At 74.7% G+C, this 14,422-nt stretch carries 7 protein-coding genes; 6 read left to right on the forward strand and 1 reads right to left on the reverse strand.

Going from position 1 to position 14,422, the window contains the following annotated elements; all coding sequences use genetic code 11:
* Window positions 1-98 precede the first annotated feature (98 nt).
* On the forward strand, window positions 99-1,448 hold the full coding sequence (locus ACFW2E_RS08630) for a carboxyl transferase domain-containing protein (RefSeq protein ID WP_384463397.1): 1,350 nt from the start codon (window positions 99-101) through the stop codon (window positions 1,446-1,448).
* Here the strand turns inward: ACFW2E_RS08630 and ACFW2E_RS08635 are convergent.
* A complete protein-coding gene (locus ACFW2E_RS08635) occupies window positions 1,445-5,080 on the reverse strand; it encodes a S8 family serine peptidase (RefSeq protein ID WP_384463400.1) in 3,636 nt (1,211 codons plus the stop codon). The two genes, ACFW2E_RS08630 and ACFW2E_RS08635, sit on opposite strands and share 4 nt — an antisense overlap.
* A gap of 222 nt (window positions 5,081-5,302) precedes the next feature.
* On the opposite strand from ACFW2E_RS08635, the gene ACFW2E_RS08640 reads away from it, so the two are divergent.
* The 5 genes from ACFW2E_RS08640 (at window position 5,303) to ACFW2E_RS08660 (ending at window position 14,097) form a co-directional block, all read left to right on the forward strand.
* Window positions 5,303-5,725 carry a CU044_2847 family protein gene (locus ACFW2E_RS08640; protein WP_384463403.1) on the forward strand — a complete coding sequence of 141 codons (423 nt, stop codon included), beginning with the start codon at window positions 5,303-5,305 and terminating at the stop codon, window positions 5,723-5,725.
* Window positions 5,722-7,416 (forward strand): trypsin-like peptidase domain-containing protein, encoded by a 1,695-nt coding sequence (locus ACFW2E_RS08645; RefSeq protein WP_384463407.1) that lies wholly within the window; start codon window positions 5,722-5,724, stop codon window positions 7,414-7,416. The genes ACFW2E_RS08640 and ACFW2E_RS08645 overlap by 4 nt, the downstream gene beginning before the upstream one ends.
* Before the next feature lie 34 nt (window positions 7,417-7,450).
* Entirely contained in the window at window positions 7,451-8,476 is a 1,026-nt protein-coding gene (locus tag ACFW2E_RS08650; protein WP_384463410.1) for an AAA family ATPase, read from the forward strand.
* The gene (locus ACFW2E_RS08655; protein WP_384463413.1) at window positions 8,466-12,896 is read left to right on the forward strand and encodes an SAV_2336 N-terminal domain-related protein; all 4,431 of its coding nucleotides are present in this window, start codon (window positions 8,466-8,468) and stop codon (window positions 12,894-12,896) included. The genes ACFW2E_RS08650 and ACFW2E_RS08655 overlap by 11 nt, the downstream gene beginning before the upstream one ends.
* A 163-nt stretch (window positions 12,897-13,059) precedes the next feature.
* Window positions 13,060-14,097: a rod shape-determining protein gene (locus ACFW2E_RS08660; RefSeq protein WP_384463416.1), complete on the forward strand. Its 1,038-nt coding sequence runs from the start codon at window positions 13,060-13,062 to the stop codon at window positions 14,095-14,097.
* The last annotated feature ends 325 nt before the right edge of the window (window positions 14,098-14,422 follow it).

Raw genomic sequence — 14,422 nt, forward strand, 5'->3', positions numbered from 1 at the left:
CCGCGGGCGCCCCCCCCCCCCGCCCCCGCGGCGCGCGCGCCCCCGGGCCCCCTCGCCCCAAACAGACTGGGTGAAGATCTGTCCGGGGGCGCTGCACGGTGTCTGAGCGGCTGTCGGCGCGCCAGGTCCTGGCGCTGGTCTGCGATGCCGCGACCTTCACCGAACTCGGGTATCAGGAGAGGGAGCCGGCACCGGACGGCCCGATCGCCTGGCAGGGGTACGACGCCTCGCGCGCCCGTGCCGCCCGGCGCACCGGGGAGGAGGAGTCGGTCGTCTGCGGCACCGCGAGCGTCGGGGGCACGCGTGCCGTGCTGATCGCCTTCGAGTTCGGCTTCCTGGGCGGTTCCCTGGGCAGGCGCACCGGCGACCGGCTGGAAGCGGCCTACACCCACGCCCGCGCGCACCGCCTCCCGGTCGTGCCGCTGATCGCCACCGGTGGCAGCCGGATGCAGGAGGGCATGCTCGCGCTGACCCAGCTCCAGCGTGTGGCCCGGCAGTCGGTGCTCACCCGGGAGGCGGGCCTGCCCCAGATCGCCGTGCTGCGCGACCCGACGACGGGCGGCGGCTGGGCCACCCTGGGTGCCGGTGCCGATGTCACGCTCGCCCTCCCCGGCGCCCAGGTCGGCTTCGCCGGTTCCCGGGTCCGTCCGGCGGACGCCGATCCGGCCGCCTACACGGCGGAGGCGCAGGTGGCGTCGGGTTCGGCGGACGCGGTGGTGCGGCCGCAGGAGCTGCGGGAGACGCTCGGGCTGTGGCTGCGGCTGCTGACCACGCCCGCGGCGGAGGCCCCGCCGCCTTCCGCCCTCGGCTGCGCGAGTCTCCCGGCGACGGGCTGGGAGGCCGTCCTCCGCGCCCGCCGCCCCGAACGCCCGCGGGCGCGGGCCTATCTGGACGCGTACTTCACGCGCCGCGCCGCCCTCTCCGGCGACCGCTGCGGGGGCGCAGATCCCGACGGGATGCTGTGCGGGTTCGGCGAGCGGGACGGACGTACCGTCGCGTACGCCGCCCAGACCGGGACGAAGACCCGCCCCGCGGGTTACCGCACCGCCGCCCGGCTGATCCGGCTGGCGGACCGGCTCGGGATACCGGTGCTGACCCTGGTGGACACGCCGGGCGCAGAGAACGACGCCGGGGCGGAGCGGGAGGGGGCGGGCACGGCGATCGCGGACCTGTTCGGGGCCGTGGCCGCCGCACGCATCCCGGTCACCACCCTCGTCGTCGGCGAGGGCGGCTCGGGCGGCGCGCTGGCCCTGGCGGCGCCGGGCAACACCTGGGCCACGCCGGACAGCTACTTCTCGGTCATCGCCCCGGAGCTGGCGGCCGCGATCCTGAAGCGCCCGCCGGAGGAGACGGAGGCCACGGCCGACCAGCTCCGCATCCGGCCGCAGGACCTGGTGGAGCTGGGGGTGGTCCGGGGCGTCGTGGACCACCCCCCGCCCCGGGGCTAACGCACCCCCACCGCCCGGATGACCTCCTGGGTCACCGAGCCGCCCCGGTCGTCGTGTGCCGAGGCGCGCAGGGACACGTGCTCGGCACCGCGCGGCACGGTCAGCGTCCCGTGCCAGGAGGCCGCGCGTCCGGTGAGCGGCACGGTCCGCCACGTCGTGCCGTCGTCGTACGACACCTCGAGTCTGCCGCCGCCGAGGGTGCCGGTGCCGGACGCGTTGGCCACGTACTGCGCGGCGAGCCCGACCGGTACCCGGCTCCCGCCCCGTACGTCGCCCGTGAGGCCGGTGTCGACATCGAAGGCGAGGTTGACGAGCGGGAGGTAGGTCCAGCGGTCCTCCGCAGTGGCGGCCGACCTGAAGGTCCACTCGGCGTGGCCGCGGGTGGCCAGGCCCCAGCGGTCCGCGTCCAGGGTGGTGTCGGTGACGACCTTGTACGTGTGCTCGTCGGCGGGCGCGTGCCACACGTACGCCCCGGAGCTCCTGCGCCGGTCGACCAGCGTGCCGTCCAGGTACACCGCCGTGTACTGGGTCATCCCGGTGTCGTCGCTCCACACGTCGCCGAAGCCGGTGTGGTCGGGTCCGGAGTCGCCCCAGCCCGGGGTGTTGAGCTGGATCTGGTTCCCGGCGCGCTGCTGTCCCCAGCCGAGCCCGGTGCCCAGCCAGGGGTGCCAGACCGGCCGGAACCAGTTCAGCGCCGGACGTGTCCCGCCGGTGTAGCGCACCAGGCCGCTGCGCTCCTCCAGCACGCCGTCGCCCACCGACACGGACTCGTGCCACAGCTGGCCGGGGCCGGTGGAGACGTAGTCGGTGCGCTCGGCGGGGTAGTCGACGCGCTCCTGGAAGCCGAGTCCGACGGGGAAGGAGTCGGTGATCGAGTACCGGAACTCTCCTCCGCCGACCGGCCGTACGGCGTGGAACCTGACGTCCAGGGCGGCGAGCCGGCGGCCGGAGGGCCGGTAGGTGAGGTCCCGGTCCGGGACCTCATCGCGGTGTCCCTCCGAAAGGTCGTACATGTAGGGCGAGTTGCGGGTGCCCGTCATGTCCACCTTCCCCGCGGCCCGCAGCCGGGCCGCGGCGGCCGCGTCGACCGTGGCGATCTGCAGGGGCCGGTCGGCGTTGTCGTCCGTGCCCCACCAGGCCATGAGCCGTCCGGGCGTGTCGTCCGTCACGAACAGGGCCTTGGCACCGGCGTCCTGGGCGGCCTGGGCGAGGGCGGCCGGATCGGTGCCGTCGGTGAGGCGGGCGAGCACGGCCTTGCCCTCGACGCCGGTGAACGGGCCGTCACCGACATCCACCAGCGGCAGCCGCCGGCGCCCCTCGACGAGCGTGCCGCCGGGCTGGACGACCGCCTCGCCGATCCCGTGGACCTCCAGCAGCGGCTTACCCAGCCGCCACACGGTCCGGTACTCGAAGGAGCCCTGTGCGACCTTCTTGGTGGGCGCGGCGAAGACGCTGTCGTAGGTCAGTGGCACCTGGACCGCGCCGAACAGGTCGGCGCCGTTCGCCTTCCGGTCGTACTCCATGACCAGTTGCCGGGTCTCGGTGCGCCGGTCCACAGCGGCCTTCACCTCGCGCAGCGTGCGTCCGTCCAGGGTGACTTCGCGGTCCCGGTCGAGGGTGATCTCCGGGGCCGAGAGGAAGCCCAGCCCGAGCGAGTCGGCGCCGTGGCCGCCCCGCACGTCCAGGAAGGAGGCCAGGGAGTAGGTGCCCGGCGCCAGCCGCAGTCTCAGGGTGCCGGAGCCGTCGGCGTACGCCGGGAAGGGGTCGTCGCCCTCGGCGAGCCGCTGCACGGTGAGGTCGGCGGCGGTGGGGGCGCCGTCCCGGTCCTTGACGTGGACGGTGAGCGTGTACCGCTCCTCCTCCTTGACCAGCCCGAAGGCCGTGTGGGCGACCGGCGTTCCGGCGACGGCGGCCACGATCTGCCCGCTGGTGGTGCCGACCGGCGCCTTCGATCCGTCGCCGGTGACCGTCGTCGACGCGGTGCCGTGCGCGGGGACGGTGAGGGTGGTGTCGGCGAGGGTGGCGACCCCGGCCGGGGCGCCCTGGACGGAGAGGCTCAGGCCGACGGCCGAGTCCGCGGAGTTGGTGTAGGTGACGGTCCTCGTCACGGGCTTGTTCGCGTCGTAGGGCCAGCTGTAGAAGCCGAGGTCGGCGCTGCCGGTGGCGGTGACCTCCGCCGTCACGGCGTCGGGCACGCCGACCCGGCCCGCGCCGAGCACATAGGCGGACTCGTCGAGCCGCTTCGACGTCGACATCAGGGCGTCCTTGAGGCGCGCGCCGGTCCAGTCGGGGTGTTCCTCGGCGAGCAGGGCGGCCACCCCGGCGACGTGCGGGGTCGCCATCGACGTACCGCTCATGGAGGTGTAGTAGCCGCTGCCGGGGACGAGTTGGGAGCGGGCGGCGAGGATGCCGACGCCGGGCGCGGAGATGTCGGGCTTCAGGGCGTTGTCGCCGTACCGGGGTCCGGCGCTGGTGAAGTAGGCGGCCCGGTCGTCCGCGTCCACCGCGCCGACGGTGAGGGCCGCGTCGGCGGCGCCGGGCGAGCCGATGGAGGAGGGGGTGCCGGTGTTTCCGGCGGCGACGACGAAGAGGGCGCCGGTCTCCTGGGAGAGGGTGTTCACCGCCTGGGCCATGGGGTCGGTTCCGTCGCTGGCCTCGGTGGAACCGAGGCTCATGGAGACGATCCGGGCGTGCACGTCCCGCGCCGCCCACTCCATGCCCGCGATGATCTGTGACTCGCTGCCCGACCCTTCGTCGCTGAGCACCTTGCCGACGGCGAGCGTGGCCCCGGGTGCGACGCCCTTCTCCTTGCCGTCGGAGGCGGCCCCGCTGCCGCCGACGGTGGAGGTGACGTGGGTGCCGTGGCCGTTGCGGTCGGCGACCTCCTGCCCGTCGATGAAGCTCCTGGTGGTGGTGACCCGGTCCTTCAGGTCGGGGTGGCCCAGGTCGACGCCGGTGTCGAGGACGGCGACGGTGACGCCCTTGCCGGTCAGCCCGGCGTCCCAGGCGGCGGGCGTGCCGATCTGCGCGTTGCTCTCGGCCATGTCTGCCTTGACGCGCCCGTCCAGCCAGACCCTGTCGATGCCGCCGTTCCCGGTGAACGACCGCCAGAAGGTCCGCCCCTTGTCCGCCTCGACGGCGGCCCCGCGCAGGCTGGACAGGGTCCGCGTCCTGCGGGTGCCACGTGGCGTGACGGCACGGGTGCCCTTGCCGTAGGTCACGATCAGCGGCAGCTCACCGGTCTTCCGGTCGCCGAGCCCCTGCCGAATCAGGGCGCTGACGTCGAACAGCCGTCGGTCCAGGGTGCCCGCCCGCAGATATCTTCGTGCCTCGTCCGGTACGACGGTGATGTCGCCGCCGGCGGTCTGGGTGCGCACCGCTCCGGTGGCGCCGGGCGGCCGCTCGACCGTGACCGTCTTCTTCCCGTGCCCCAGATCGGTGACGGTCACCTTGTCGCCGGTGACGAGGGTGACGGTGGTGGCTCCCGTGGTGGTGGCTCCCGTGGTTGCGCCCGTGGTGGGCCGGCTCGCGGCGACGGGCTGCCGAGCGGCGGCCTGGGTTGCCGGCAGGAGGGCGATCGCTAGCCCGGCCGACAGGAGGGTCGCCCCACGTCCGGCTGGTCCTCTGGTCATCCACGCCTCTTCTCGTGTCGAGTGCGTCGAGTGCGTCGAGTGCTGCGAAGCAGTGTCACGGGGCTTGTGTTGCAAGGGAGTTGAGCACGCCTGGCGGAAAGGTGCCCCGGCGGGTTCCCGCCAGTGGCGGCAGGGGCGCGGCGGAGAAGCCGAGACACCGTCAGCCGCTTTCGGCAACAATGGAGTTGCTACTGGACCGAGAACGGGGGAGCGGGCGAAGCCATGGCCAGGCTGGTGGAGTTCGAGACCGAGGACGGCGCGGTCGTCGTCGTGGAGACCGCGGATCCCGCGACCGGAACCCGGCTCGTCTCACGCGGCGAGGGACCGGGCGGCGGGCCGGCCGACCGGACCGCCCGTACCTTCGAGGGCGCCCTGGACGGTGTCCGTTCCGCGGCCCATTCCGCGCTGCGGGTCTTCCGCGACGGCGCGCTGCGACCCGACTCCGTGGAGCTGGAGTTCGGGGTGAAGCTGAGCGCGGAGGCCGGGGCCGTGATCGCCAAGGGCGCGGCGGAGGGGCAGCTGGTCGTCAAGCTGAGCTGGTCCTCGGCGCAAGGGACGGCGGCCCGCGCGGACGCGTCGGCACAGGGGGCACCGGAGGGGGCAGCCACGGTCCCGTCGGCCGCGGAGCCCACCGCCGGATCATGAGCGGCGCTGCCTGGCACGCCCGGATCGAGTGCGGGGGCACGGTGGCCGGGGCGGGTTTCCTCGTGACGTCGAGCAAGGTGCTGACCTGCGCGCATGTCGTCCGGGACAGCCAGTTGGCGCCCCTGACCGTGACGTTCCCGAACAGCAGGGAGCTGCGCGGGGTACCGGCCACCGTGGCCGTGCACGGTGGCTGGCGGGGCGGTGCCACGGACCCGGGTGACCTGGCGGTACTGGAGCTCGACCGCGAAGTGCCCCTGACCCCGGCCCGTTTCGCGCCGCCCGGCGCGGAGCACGGCACTCCCTCCCCGGACCTGGTCGCGTACGGCTTCCCCGAGGAGTACGACGAGGGTGCGCTCGCCCGCTACCGGGCCCTGGCCCCCACGCTGATCTCCGACGAGTGGGTGCAGCTGGAGGCCGCCACCGCCCACGGGCAGCCCCTCGCGCACGGTTTCAGCGGTGCGGCCGTGACCCTGCCGGACGGCCGGGTGGTCGGCATGGTCACGCAGATCGCAGCCGAGCGGGACGTCCGCGTGGGCCGGATGCTGCCCACCACGGTCATGGCCCGCTACTGGCACGGGCTCGGCGAACTGGTCCCCACCCACGGTGACGCTCCCGGCGCGACGAGACGGCTGTACGGGCTGGTGCGCAGGGCGGTGGCGGCCGGCCTGCGCTGCGACCCGGACCGGCTGTACGTCGACGCCGTGGGCGGCTTCGGCCCACCGCTGCCCCCGGACGGGTTCGCCTCGCTGTGGCCGGCCGCCTGGTACGTGCAGTGGGAGGTGCCGGACCCCGAGGCGGTGACGCGGTTCGCCGACCGGCTGGAGGCACTCCTGGCCACTCCCCCGGCGGCCGCGGCCGCACCCGCCGCGCGCCCGTCCTGGTCCCCCATCCTCGTGGAGATCGACCGCAGCGGCGCCGGCGCGGATCAGGTCACCGTCGAGGTGTCCGCGTACCGCGACGGCCTGCGCCGCCCGGTCGGCACGGTGCGCCTGCCCCGCTCGGGAGTACGGGCGTACGTCCAGGAGCGCATCGACGAGGCCTTCACCCAGCTCACCCCCGGTGCCGACGAGTTATTGACGTTCGTGCTGCCGCGTGAATGGCTGAACGAGCCGGTCGCCCACTGGGAGTGCGGCCCCGACGACTCCACCCCCCTCGGCTGCGCCCACCCCGTCGTCGTCGCGGACCGCTCGCGGCACCGCAGCGCCCGTCTGCGCCACCAGCTGACGAAGAAGTGGCAGCGACTCGGCACCGGCACCGGGGCCGCGCCCCTGCACCGCGTCGGCTGCGGCGACCGGGAACGACCGCCCAGCCTGCGCAAACGGCTGCGCGACGAGGACGCGGACCTGGCGGGCTTCGCCGTCCCGCCCTCGGCCGCGCCGGACCACTTCGAGGCCGGCCTGAACACCCCGGTCCCGGTTCTGCTCTGGCCCAGAACCGGCTGCACCGGGACCGGGCACGACACCCCCGGCAGCGGCGGCCCCTGCGCGGGCGTCGCCTTCCTCGACGCGCTCGTCCCATGCCTGGACGGCGTACCACCCGCCGAACTCCCCCGGCGCATCCAGTCGTTGCGGGAGGAGGCGGAGGCGGACGACGACCCCGACGGGCACTGGGCCAGGGGCGTCCAGCTCCTGTGGGACGACCCGCACTGCTTCCCCGAGCCCACCGCGAGCCTGCACTCGCCCGTCGCCTGACCAGCCCGGCCGAAGAAGACGAAGAGGGACCCCCATGCCCCTGTGGCCCGTGTACACCGGCACGAAGGAGCCGCACGACGGCATCACCGAGCTGCCCGCGCCCCCGCCGTGGCGCGCCTTCGACGGTGGTCCCGAGCTCGAGACGCCCGCCGACACGGCCGACACGGCGGCCACCTCCCCCGACCGCACTCACCGCGCCGAGACGTACCAGGCCACGCCCGAGACGGTCCAACTGGTCAACGCGGCGCTCTACCTGCGCCGTCCGCTGCTGGTCACGGGCCCGCCCGGCACCGGAAAGTCCTCACTGGCGTACGCGGTGGCCCGTGAACTGAGACTCGGCCCGGTGCTCCGCTGGAACGTCACGAGCCGCAGCACCCTGCACGACGCGCTCTACCAGTACGACCCCCTCTCCCGCCTCTACGCCGCCCGCCGGGCCGCGGCCGCGGACGAACCGGGGGATCCCTCCCCCGAGTCGGGCGTCGAGGAGCATCTGCGCCTGGGGCCCCTGGGCACCGCCCTCCTCCCCTACGCCCGCCCCCGTGCCCTGCTCATCGACGAGATCGACAAGAGCGACCTGGACCTGCCCAACGACCTGCTGAACGTGCTGGAGGAGGGCCAGTACGAGATCCCCGAGCTGGTGCGCGCCTCCCGTCACACGCCCGAGGCACGGGTCATGGCCGACGGCACGCACGAACGGGTGCCGGTCGGACGCGGGCGGGTCCGCTGCCGCGCCTTCCCCTTCGTCGTCCTGACCAGCAACGGCGAGCGCGAGTTCCCGCCGGCCTTCCTCCGCCGCTGCGTCACCCTCCGGCTGCGCCAGCCCGACGACGGCCATCTCGCCGAGATCGTCCGCGCGCACCTGGGCGAGCCGGACGACTACGCCCGGACGCTGATCACCCGGTTCCTGTCCCGGGTGAACGGCGGGGACCTCGCCACGGACCAGCTCCTCAACGCGATCTACCTGGCCCGCTCGTCCGGCCTGACCGCGGACTCCCTGGACGGGCTGGCGGAACAGCTGATGCCGTACCTGAGCGAGGCCCCGCAGGCCGATGCGTTCTGACCGCCCCGCCGGCCCGGAACCGCTGGCCCGGCTGGCCGACGTGCTGGCCCGGGCGGGCGACGGCGTGCGACCGACACCGCGCGAGCTGGCGGAACTGGTGTGGCTGGCGGGACGAATGGAACCGGCAGCCGGGGCGGCGGACCCCGCACGGGAGAATCCGGCGCCCCGGCAGGACGTACGGCGGGAACCGCGGGAGGAAGGCGAGGCGGCACCGCCGGCCCCCCTGCCGCCGCCCGGCCGGGCACCGTCGGCCGAGCAGCCCCGCCGTGCCCCGCTCCACCTTCCTTCCCCCGGCACGACGCCATCGGGCCCGTACGCCTCCCTGCTGGCGCCCGCGCCCCCGATGCTGCGTCATACCCTGGGCCTGCAGCGCTCCCTGCGCCCACTGAAGCGGCGCACCGACGCGCCGGTCGGTCACCGCCTCGACGAGCGGGCCACCGCCGACCGCATCGCCCGCCTCGGCGCGGCCCCCGAGTGGTGGCTCCCGGTGCTGCGCCCCGCCCGGGAACGCTGGCTGCGCCTGAATCTCGTCCACGACACCGGTCCCACGATGCCGGTGTGGCGCCCGCTGATCCGCGAACTGCACGCGACACTGGCCCAGTCGGGGGTGTTCCGGACGGTGTCCGCGCTGTGCGCGGAGCCCGACGGCGAAGTCCGCGGCCACGGTGCGCACGGCCCCGCCGGCGACCGCGCGGTCACCCTGGTGATCAGCGACTGCATGGGCCCGCAATGGCGGCGGGGCGAGGCGGGAACGCGCTGGTACGGCACCCTGCGCCGCTGGGGGCGGCAGATGCCGCTGGCGGTGGTCCAGCCCCTGCCCGAGCATCTGTGGCGGGACACGGCGCTGCCCGCCGCACCGGGCGTGTTCTCGGCACCGTTCCCGGCGGCTCCGGCGGCGGCGCTGACGTTCTCGCCGTACGACAGGCACGAGGCGCGCGACGGGCACGGCACCCTGCCCCTGCCCGTGCTGGAGGCCGAGCCGCGCTGGCTGGCGAACTGGGCCGGACTGGTGGCATCGGCCGACGGAGGCCGGTTTCCCGGCTCGGCCGCCACGCTGGGGGTGCCGCTGGGACCGGACGACACGGAGGACCGCACGGACGTGGCCCGGCTGTCCGCCGAGGAACTGGTCCTCCGCTTCCGCGCGACGGCCTCCCCGGAGGCGTTCCGGCTTGCGGGGCATCTGGCGGTGGGCCGCCCCGATCTGCCGGTGATGCGGCTGGTCCAGCGGGCGGTGGAGCCGGATCCGCGGCCGCAGCATCTGGCGGAGGTCATCCTGAGCGGGATGCTCGGCACGGTTCCCGGCCCGCCGGGGTCCTACGCCTTCCGGCCCGGCGTGCGGGACCTGTTGCTGCGCGGTCTGCCCCGCTCCTCACGCGGGCGCACCGCCGAACTGCTCTCCCGGGTGGGCGGGCTGATCGAGGAGCGCAGCGGGGTGGCGCCGGGCGAGTTCCGCGCGGTGACGCCCGCGCCGTCCGGCTCCGGCACCGGTGTGGACGGCGATGCGTTCGCCACGGTCGGGCAGGAGAGCCTGCGGCGGCTGTACGACTCCACCGAGCGGGCCGGGCGGGCCGGGAGGCTGCTCGGGGGGCGGTACCGGCTGGTGCGGCGGACGGAGCCCGGGGGGATGGGCTGGCTGGCCGAGGACACGCAGGACGGGGACGCCCCCGTCCTGGTGCGCAGATACCCGCCGTTGCCACGCTCCCCGGCCGGCTTCACGGACCTGTGCCGACGCCTCGCCGAGGTGCGCCACCCCGGGATCGCGGCGGTCCGGGATCACGGTTTCGACGACGGCACCCCGTACCTGGTCCGTGAGTTCGTCGCCGGCCCGACGCTGCAGCAGCGTCTGGGGCGCGGCCGGGACCTGTCCGCCGGCGAGGTCGTCGCGCTGCTGCCGCCGCTCACCGAGGCGGTCCTCGCCCTGCACGCGCAGGACGGACCGCGCAGCCTGCTGGAGGCGCACGCCGTCGTCCTCGGCTCGGACGGACCGGTCCTGACCTGTCTGGACGCCGCACCGCTGAGCAGTGCGACACGTGCGGGCAACCTACGGGCACTCGGGCACATCGTGCGCGGGCTGTACCGCGGCGGATCCGACACGCTCGCATCGGAGCTGACCGTGGCCTGCGCCGAACTCGATTCCGGAGCACCGGAACTCCAGCAGCGCGGCGTCGAGCGGCTCCTCCGGCTGAGCCCACACCACGCGGGACTCCGCTTCTCCCTGCTCGGACCGCTCCGGGTGACCCTCGGTGGCCGCCCCGTACCGGTCGACGACCCTCGCGAGCAGGCCGTTCTGTGCATGCTGCTGCTGCGGGAGGGCCGGCCGGCCACGGGGGACGAGCTTGCCGCCGGACTCGGGAACGACCCCGTCCCGTTCGTCACCGACGGCCTCCTGGACACGTACGTCGCACGCCTGCGCCAGGTCCTCGGGCCGGACGTCCTGACCGTCGAGGAGACCGGATACGCTCTCCGCCTCGAGCGCCTCTGTGCCCCCGACGACGTCGACGTCCTCCGCGCCCGCCGTCTGGCCGCCGGCTCCGAGCGGGCCCGCGCCGCGGAGGACCTGCCCGCGAGCCGTGAACTTGCCCAGCAGGCACTGGAGTTGTGGCGGGACGAGCCGCTGCGGGGGGTCCCGGGTCCGGCCGCCCGGCGCACCCGCGACGAACTCGACGCCCTCCGTGCCAGGCTCTCCCTCCTGAGCTCCGGGCCCGGCCAGGACCCGCCCCCGCAGCCGCTCCGCCCCACGATCACCTTCCTGACCGACGACCTGACCGGCCACCCGGAAACGCGGATCACCCTCGAGTACGCGGTCCACGAGCTCCTCTCCCGCGGCTCCCTGGCCCCTCACCAGTACGAGGTGACGGTCCTGCCCAACGGCTACCGGGTCCGCACCGAACCGGGCTCCTACCTCCTGCCCGTACTGGTCGCGACACTCCGCTGGCTCCCCGTGGCCCTCGCGAGGCTGGCGGACCGGCCGCGCCTGCAGGTGCTCCTGTGGGAAAACCCCTCCGCACCGGCGCATCTGCCGGAGTCGCACCGGAGCGCTCCCGCCGAGATCACCGTCGTCGTCTCCCCGGCCCTGTACGAGGAGTTCACGGCCAGCTCCGCCGCCCAGGGCCCCCGCCACTTCCAGCCGCTGTACCGCGGCAGCGAGCGGGACACCCCGCCCGTCGCCTGGCACTGCACCTGGGCGGCAGCGGAGCGGGGGTCCCGGGAACGCGACCTGGTCCAGGGCCCCTTCATCACCCACGATCTGCACGAGCTCGGCATGCCCACCCCGGGCCGCACGGCCGTCGTACACACGCGGTCCGACGGCCCGCTCACGCTGCTCGACCCGGTCCGGCCGTACGGCACGGGCCCGCCGCGTCCGGAGACGTACTACTCGGTCGACCTCACCCCGCACCGGGCCCGGCACACGCTGCCCCTGCCGAGCTCCGGCAAGGGCGTGTTCACCGCCGTGGTGGAGCTGTCGTGGCACGTCGACGACCCGGTCGCCTTCGTCCGCGGTGAGACCACCGGGATCTCCGGGCTGCTGCTGGAACATCTGCGCGACGCGGCCACCCGCATCACCCGCCGTCATCCGCTGCGCCGCGCGGGCGCGGCCCAGCGCGCCGTGAACGCGGAGCTGCGCGCCTGGCCGGTGCCGGGGCTGGCGGTGTCCTGCTCCGTGCACCTGGCCCCCGAAGGGACGCCCGCGCCGGTACCGGAGCGGGCCGTGCCGGCACGCCGCCGGCTCTCGGCCGTCCTCGCCGACGCCGAGACCGTACTGATCGGCTTCGACGGCCCCCTCGCCCGGCTGTTCCCGGCGCAGACCGCACGCGAGGCGGCTCTCGCCCTGCTCTCTGTCGTCGCCGAGCACCGCGATCCGCGGGACGCCCTGGCGGGCCGGCCGCCGTCCGCCGGGGGCACCGCCGGGAACGAGGCGTTCGTGCACCCCCTGGACGTGCTGCGCGCCTTCGCCCACGACCGGCTCGGGCCCGTTCTGCGGGCACGCCTCGACGAGCTCGAACTGTCCGCCGTGCCCGACGCGCCCACGACACACCGCTCCGTCGCGCTCGTCCGCGCCCTGCACGATTCCGGCCGTCGCGTCGTCGTGGTGACGGACGTGTGCGCCGAGGCCGTCCACCGCTATGTGAAGCCCCACCGTCTGCCCCTGGCAGGTGTCCACGGCCGCCGCGACGACCTCGGCCTGCTGATGCCCCACCCGGACTGTCTCCTGCGGGCCTTGGGTTCCCCCGGTGGGCCGGCGCCGTCAGGTGTCCTGATCAGCTCCTCGGTCGCCGAACTCACCGCGGCGCAGCAGGTCGGCCTCCGCCCGGTCGGCTACGCCCCCACCGCGGCGGGGCGCCGGCGCCTGCGGGAGGGGGGCGGCGAGATCACCCTCTCCTCGCTCGAGCCTCTCCTCGAGGCAGCCCGCGGCCTGTGACGCCGTCCGACACTCCGGGACGAGCGGCAACTACCCCCGTTCGGCCGTGCCCCGCCCGGCCCCCTCCAGAAGGCGCACGCCTCCCCGGCCCGCGCAGGATGCAGGAAGAGAGGCCCGCCACCCGGCGGCACCCGCACGGCCAGCGCACCCGGAAGGATCTGCCGTGACCGTCAGTCTTGAGCAGTTGCGCCGCTGCCACTTCGCCGTCGACCTGGGGGCGGCCCGCACCCGGGTGTACGTGAAGGGCGCCGGGCTCGTCGTCGACCAGCCCTCCGTCGCCGCCGTGAACACCCGGACCGGCGCGCTCATCGCGGTGGGCGAGTTCGCGGAGCGGATGACGGGGCGGACGCCGAACTACATCCGCGTCGTACGGCCGGTCTCCGGCGGCACAGTGGTCGACATCGAGATGGCCCAGCGCATGCTGCGGCATCTGCTCGGCGACAAGACCCGCCGCGCCCTGCGCCGCAAGGCCCGACTGCGGGCCGCCGCCTGCACCCCGCACGACGCCGACCCGCTGGCCCAGCGGGCGACCATCGAGACCCTGGTCGGCCTCGGCGCCCGCCGCGTCGAGCTCGTCGACACCCTCATCGCCGCCGCCGTCGGCTGCGGGCTCCCGGTGGAACGGCCCCAGGGCATGATGATCATTGTGTGCGGGGCCGCCGCGACCCAGGTCGCCGTCCTCTCGCTCGGCTCGATCGTCACCGCCGAGCGGATCAACGTGGGCGGCGAGGCCGTCGACCACGCGATCGTGCAGCACCTGCGGCACGAGCACGAACTGATGCTGCCGAGCCAGTCCGTACGGCCGCTGCAGCTCGCCCTGTCCAGCAACGGTCTCAACGCGCAGGGACCGGTGACCACGGAGATCCACGGGCGGGACGTGGCCACCGGCCTCGCCCGGTGCGTGCAGGTCGACACCTCGGCCGTGCGGGACGCCATCCAGACGCCGTTGACGGCCGTGCTGGACGGCATCGGCAAGGTGCTGCGGGTCTGCCCGCCCGATCTGGTTGCCGACCTCGCCGACGTCGGGATCATGATGGTCGGCGGTTCCGCCCTGCTCCCCGGGTTCGACGAGATGCTCAGGCAGGCGACCGGAATGCCGGTGCACATCGCCGAGCGGCCCGACGTGTGTGCCGTACAGGGCATCGGCGCCATGCTGGAGGGCAGGATCGAGCCGCTGACGCTGGATCCGCTGGCCGCCTGAGCCCGGCGTGGACTGCGTCAGTACGGCAGGATCCGGCCCGAGGGCGTCCTGCGATCGATCTCCTGCCCGCGGGGTGCGGCGGGCCGACGGCTGACACGAACACGGATCCGGCGGTCCATGACGCCTCCTCAGGCCTCGTACTGTCCGGTCTTCCTCGCGCTGGCTCGTACCGCTTTTTCGGTACGAGGCCTGTGCCCCGCACCTGATACGCCCAAGCCTCGCCCTCGACCCGGTCTGGCACATCGTGCCCACGGAGAGCTTTCGCATGCCTCCTCGGCAGGAGTTCCACTTATCGACGAAGCCGGCCCGGCGCGGCGGGCCGGGC

It is taken from the genome of Streptomyces sp. NPDC058964 (assembly GCF_042741275.1).
Classification (GTDB): Bacteria; Actinomycetota; Actinomycetes; order Streptomycetales; family Streptomycetaceae; genus Streptomyces.

What these genes read in the sequence shown, in the direction of transcription:
- ACFW2E_RS08635 (WP_384463400.1), bottom strand. Translation starts at nt 5,080, where the DNA reads ATGACCAGAGGACCAGCCGGACGTGGGGCGACCCTCCTGTCGGCCGGG.
- ACFW2E_RS08640 (WP_384463403.1), top strand. Translation starts at nt 5,303, where the DNA reads ATGGCCAGGCTGGTGGAGTTCGAGACCGAGGACGGCGCGGTCGTCGTC.
- ACFW2E_RS08645 (WP_384463407.1), top strand. Translation starts at nt 5,722, where the DNA reads ATGAGCGGCGCTGCCTGGCACGCCCGGATCGAGTGCGGGGGCACGGTG.
- ACFW2E_RS08650 (WP_384463410.1), top strand. Translation starts at nt 7,451, where the DNA reads ATGCCCCTGTGGCCCGTGTACACCGGCACGAAGGAGCCGCACGACGGC.
- ACFW2E_RS08655 (WP_384463413.1), top strand. Translation starts at nt 8,466, where the DNA reads ATGCGTTCTGACCGCCCCGCCGGCCCGGAACCGCTGGCCCGGCTGGCC.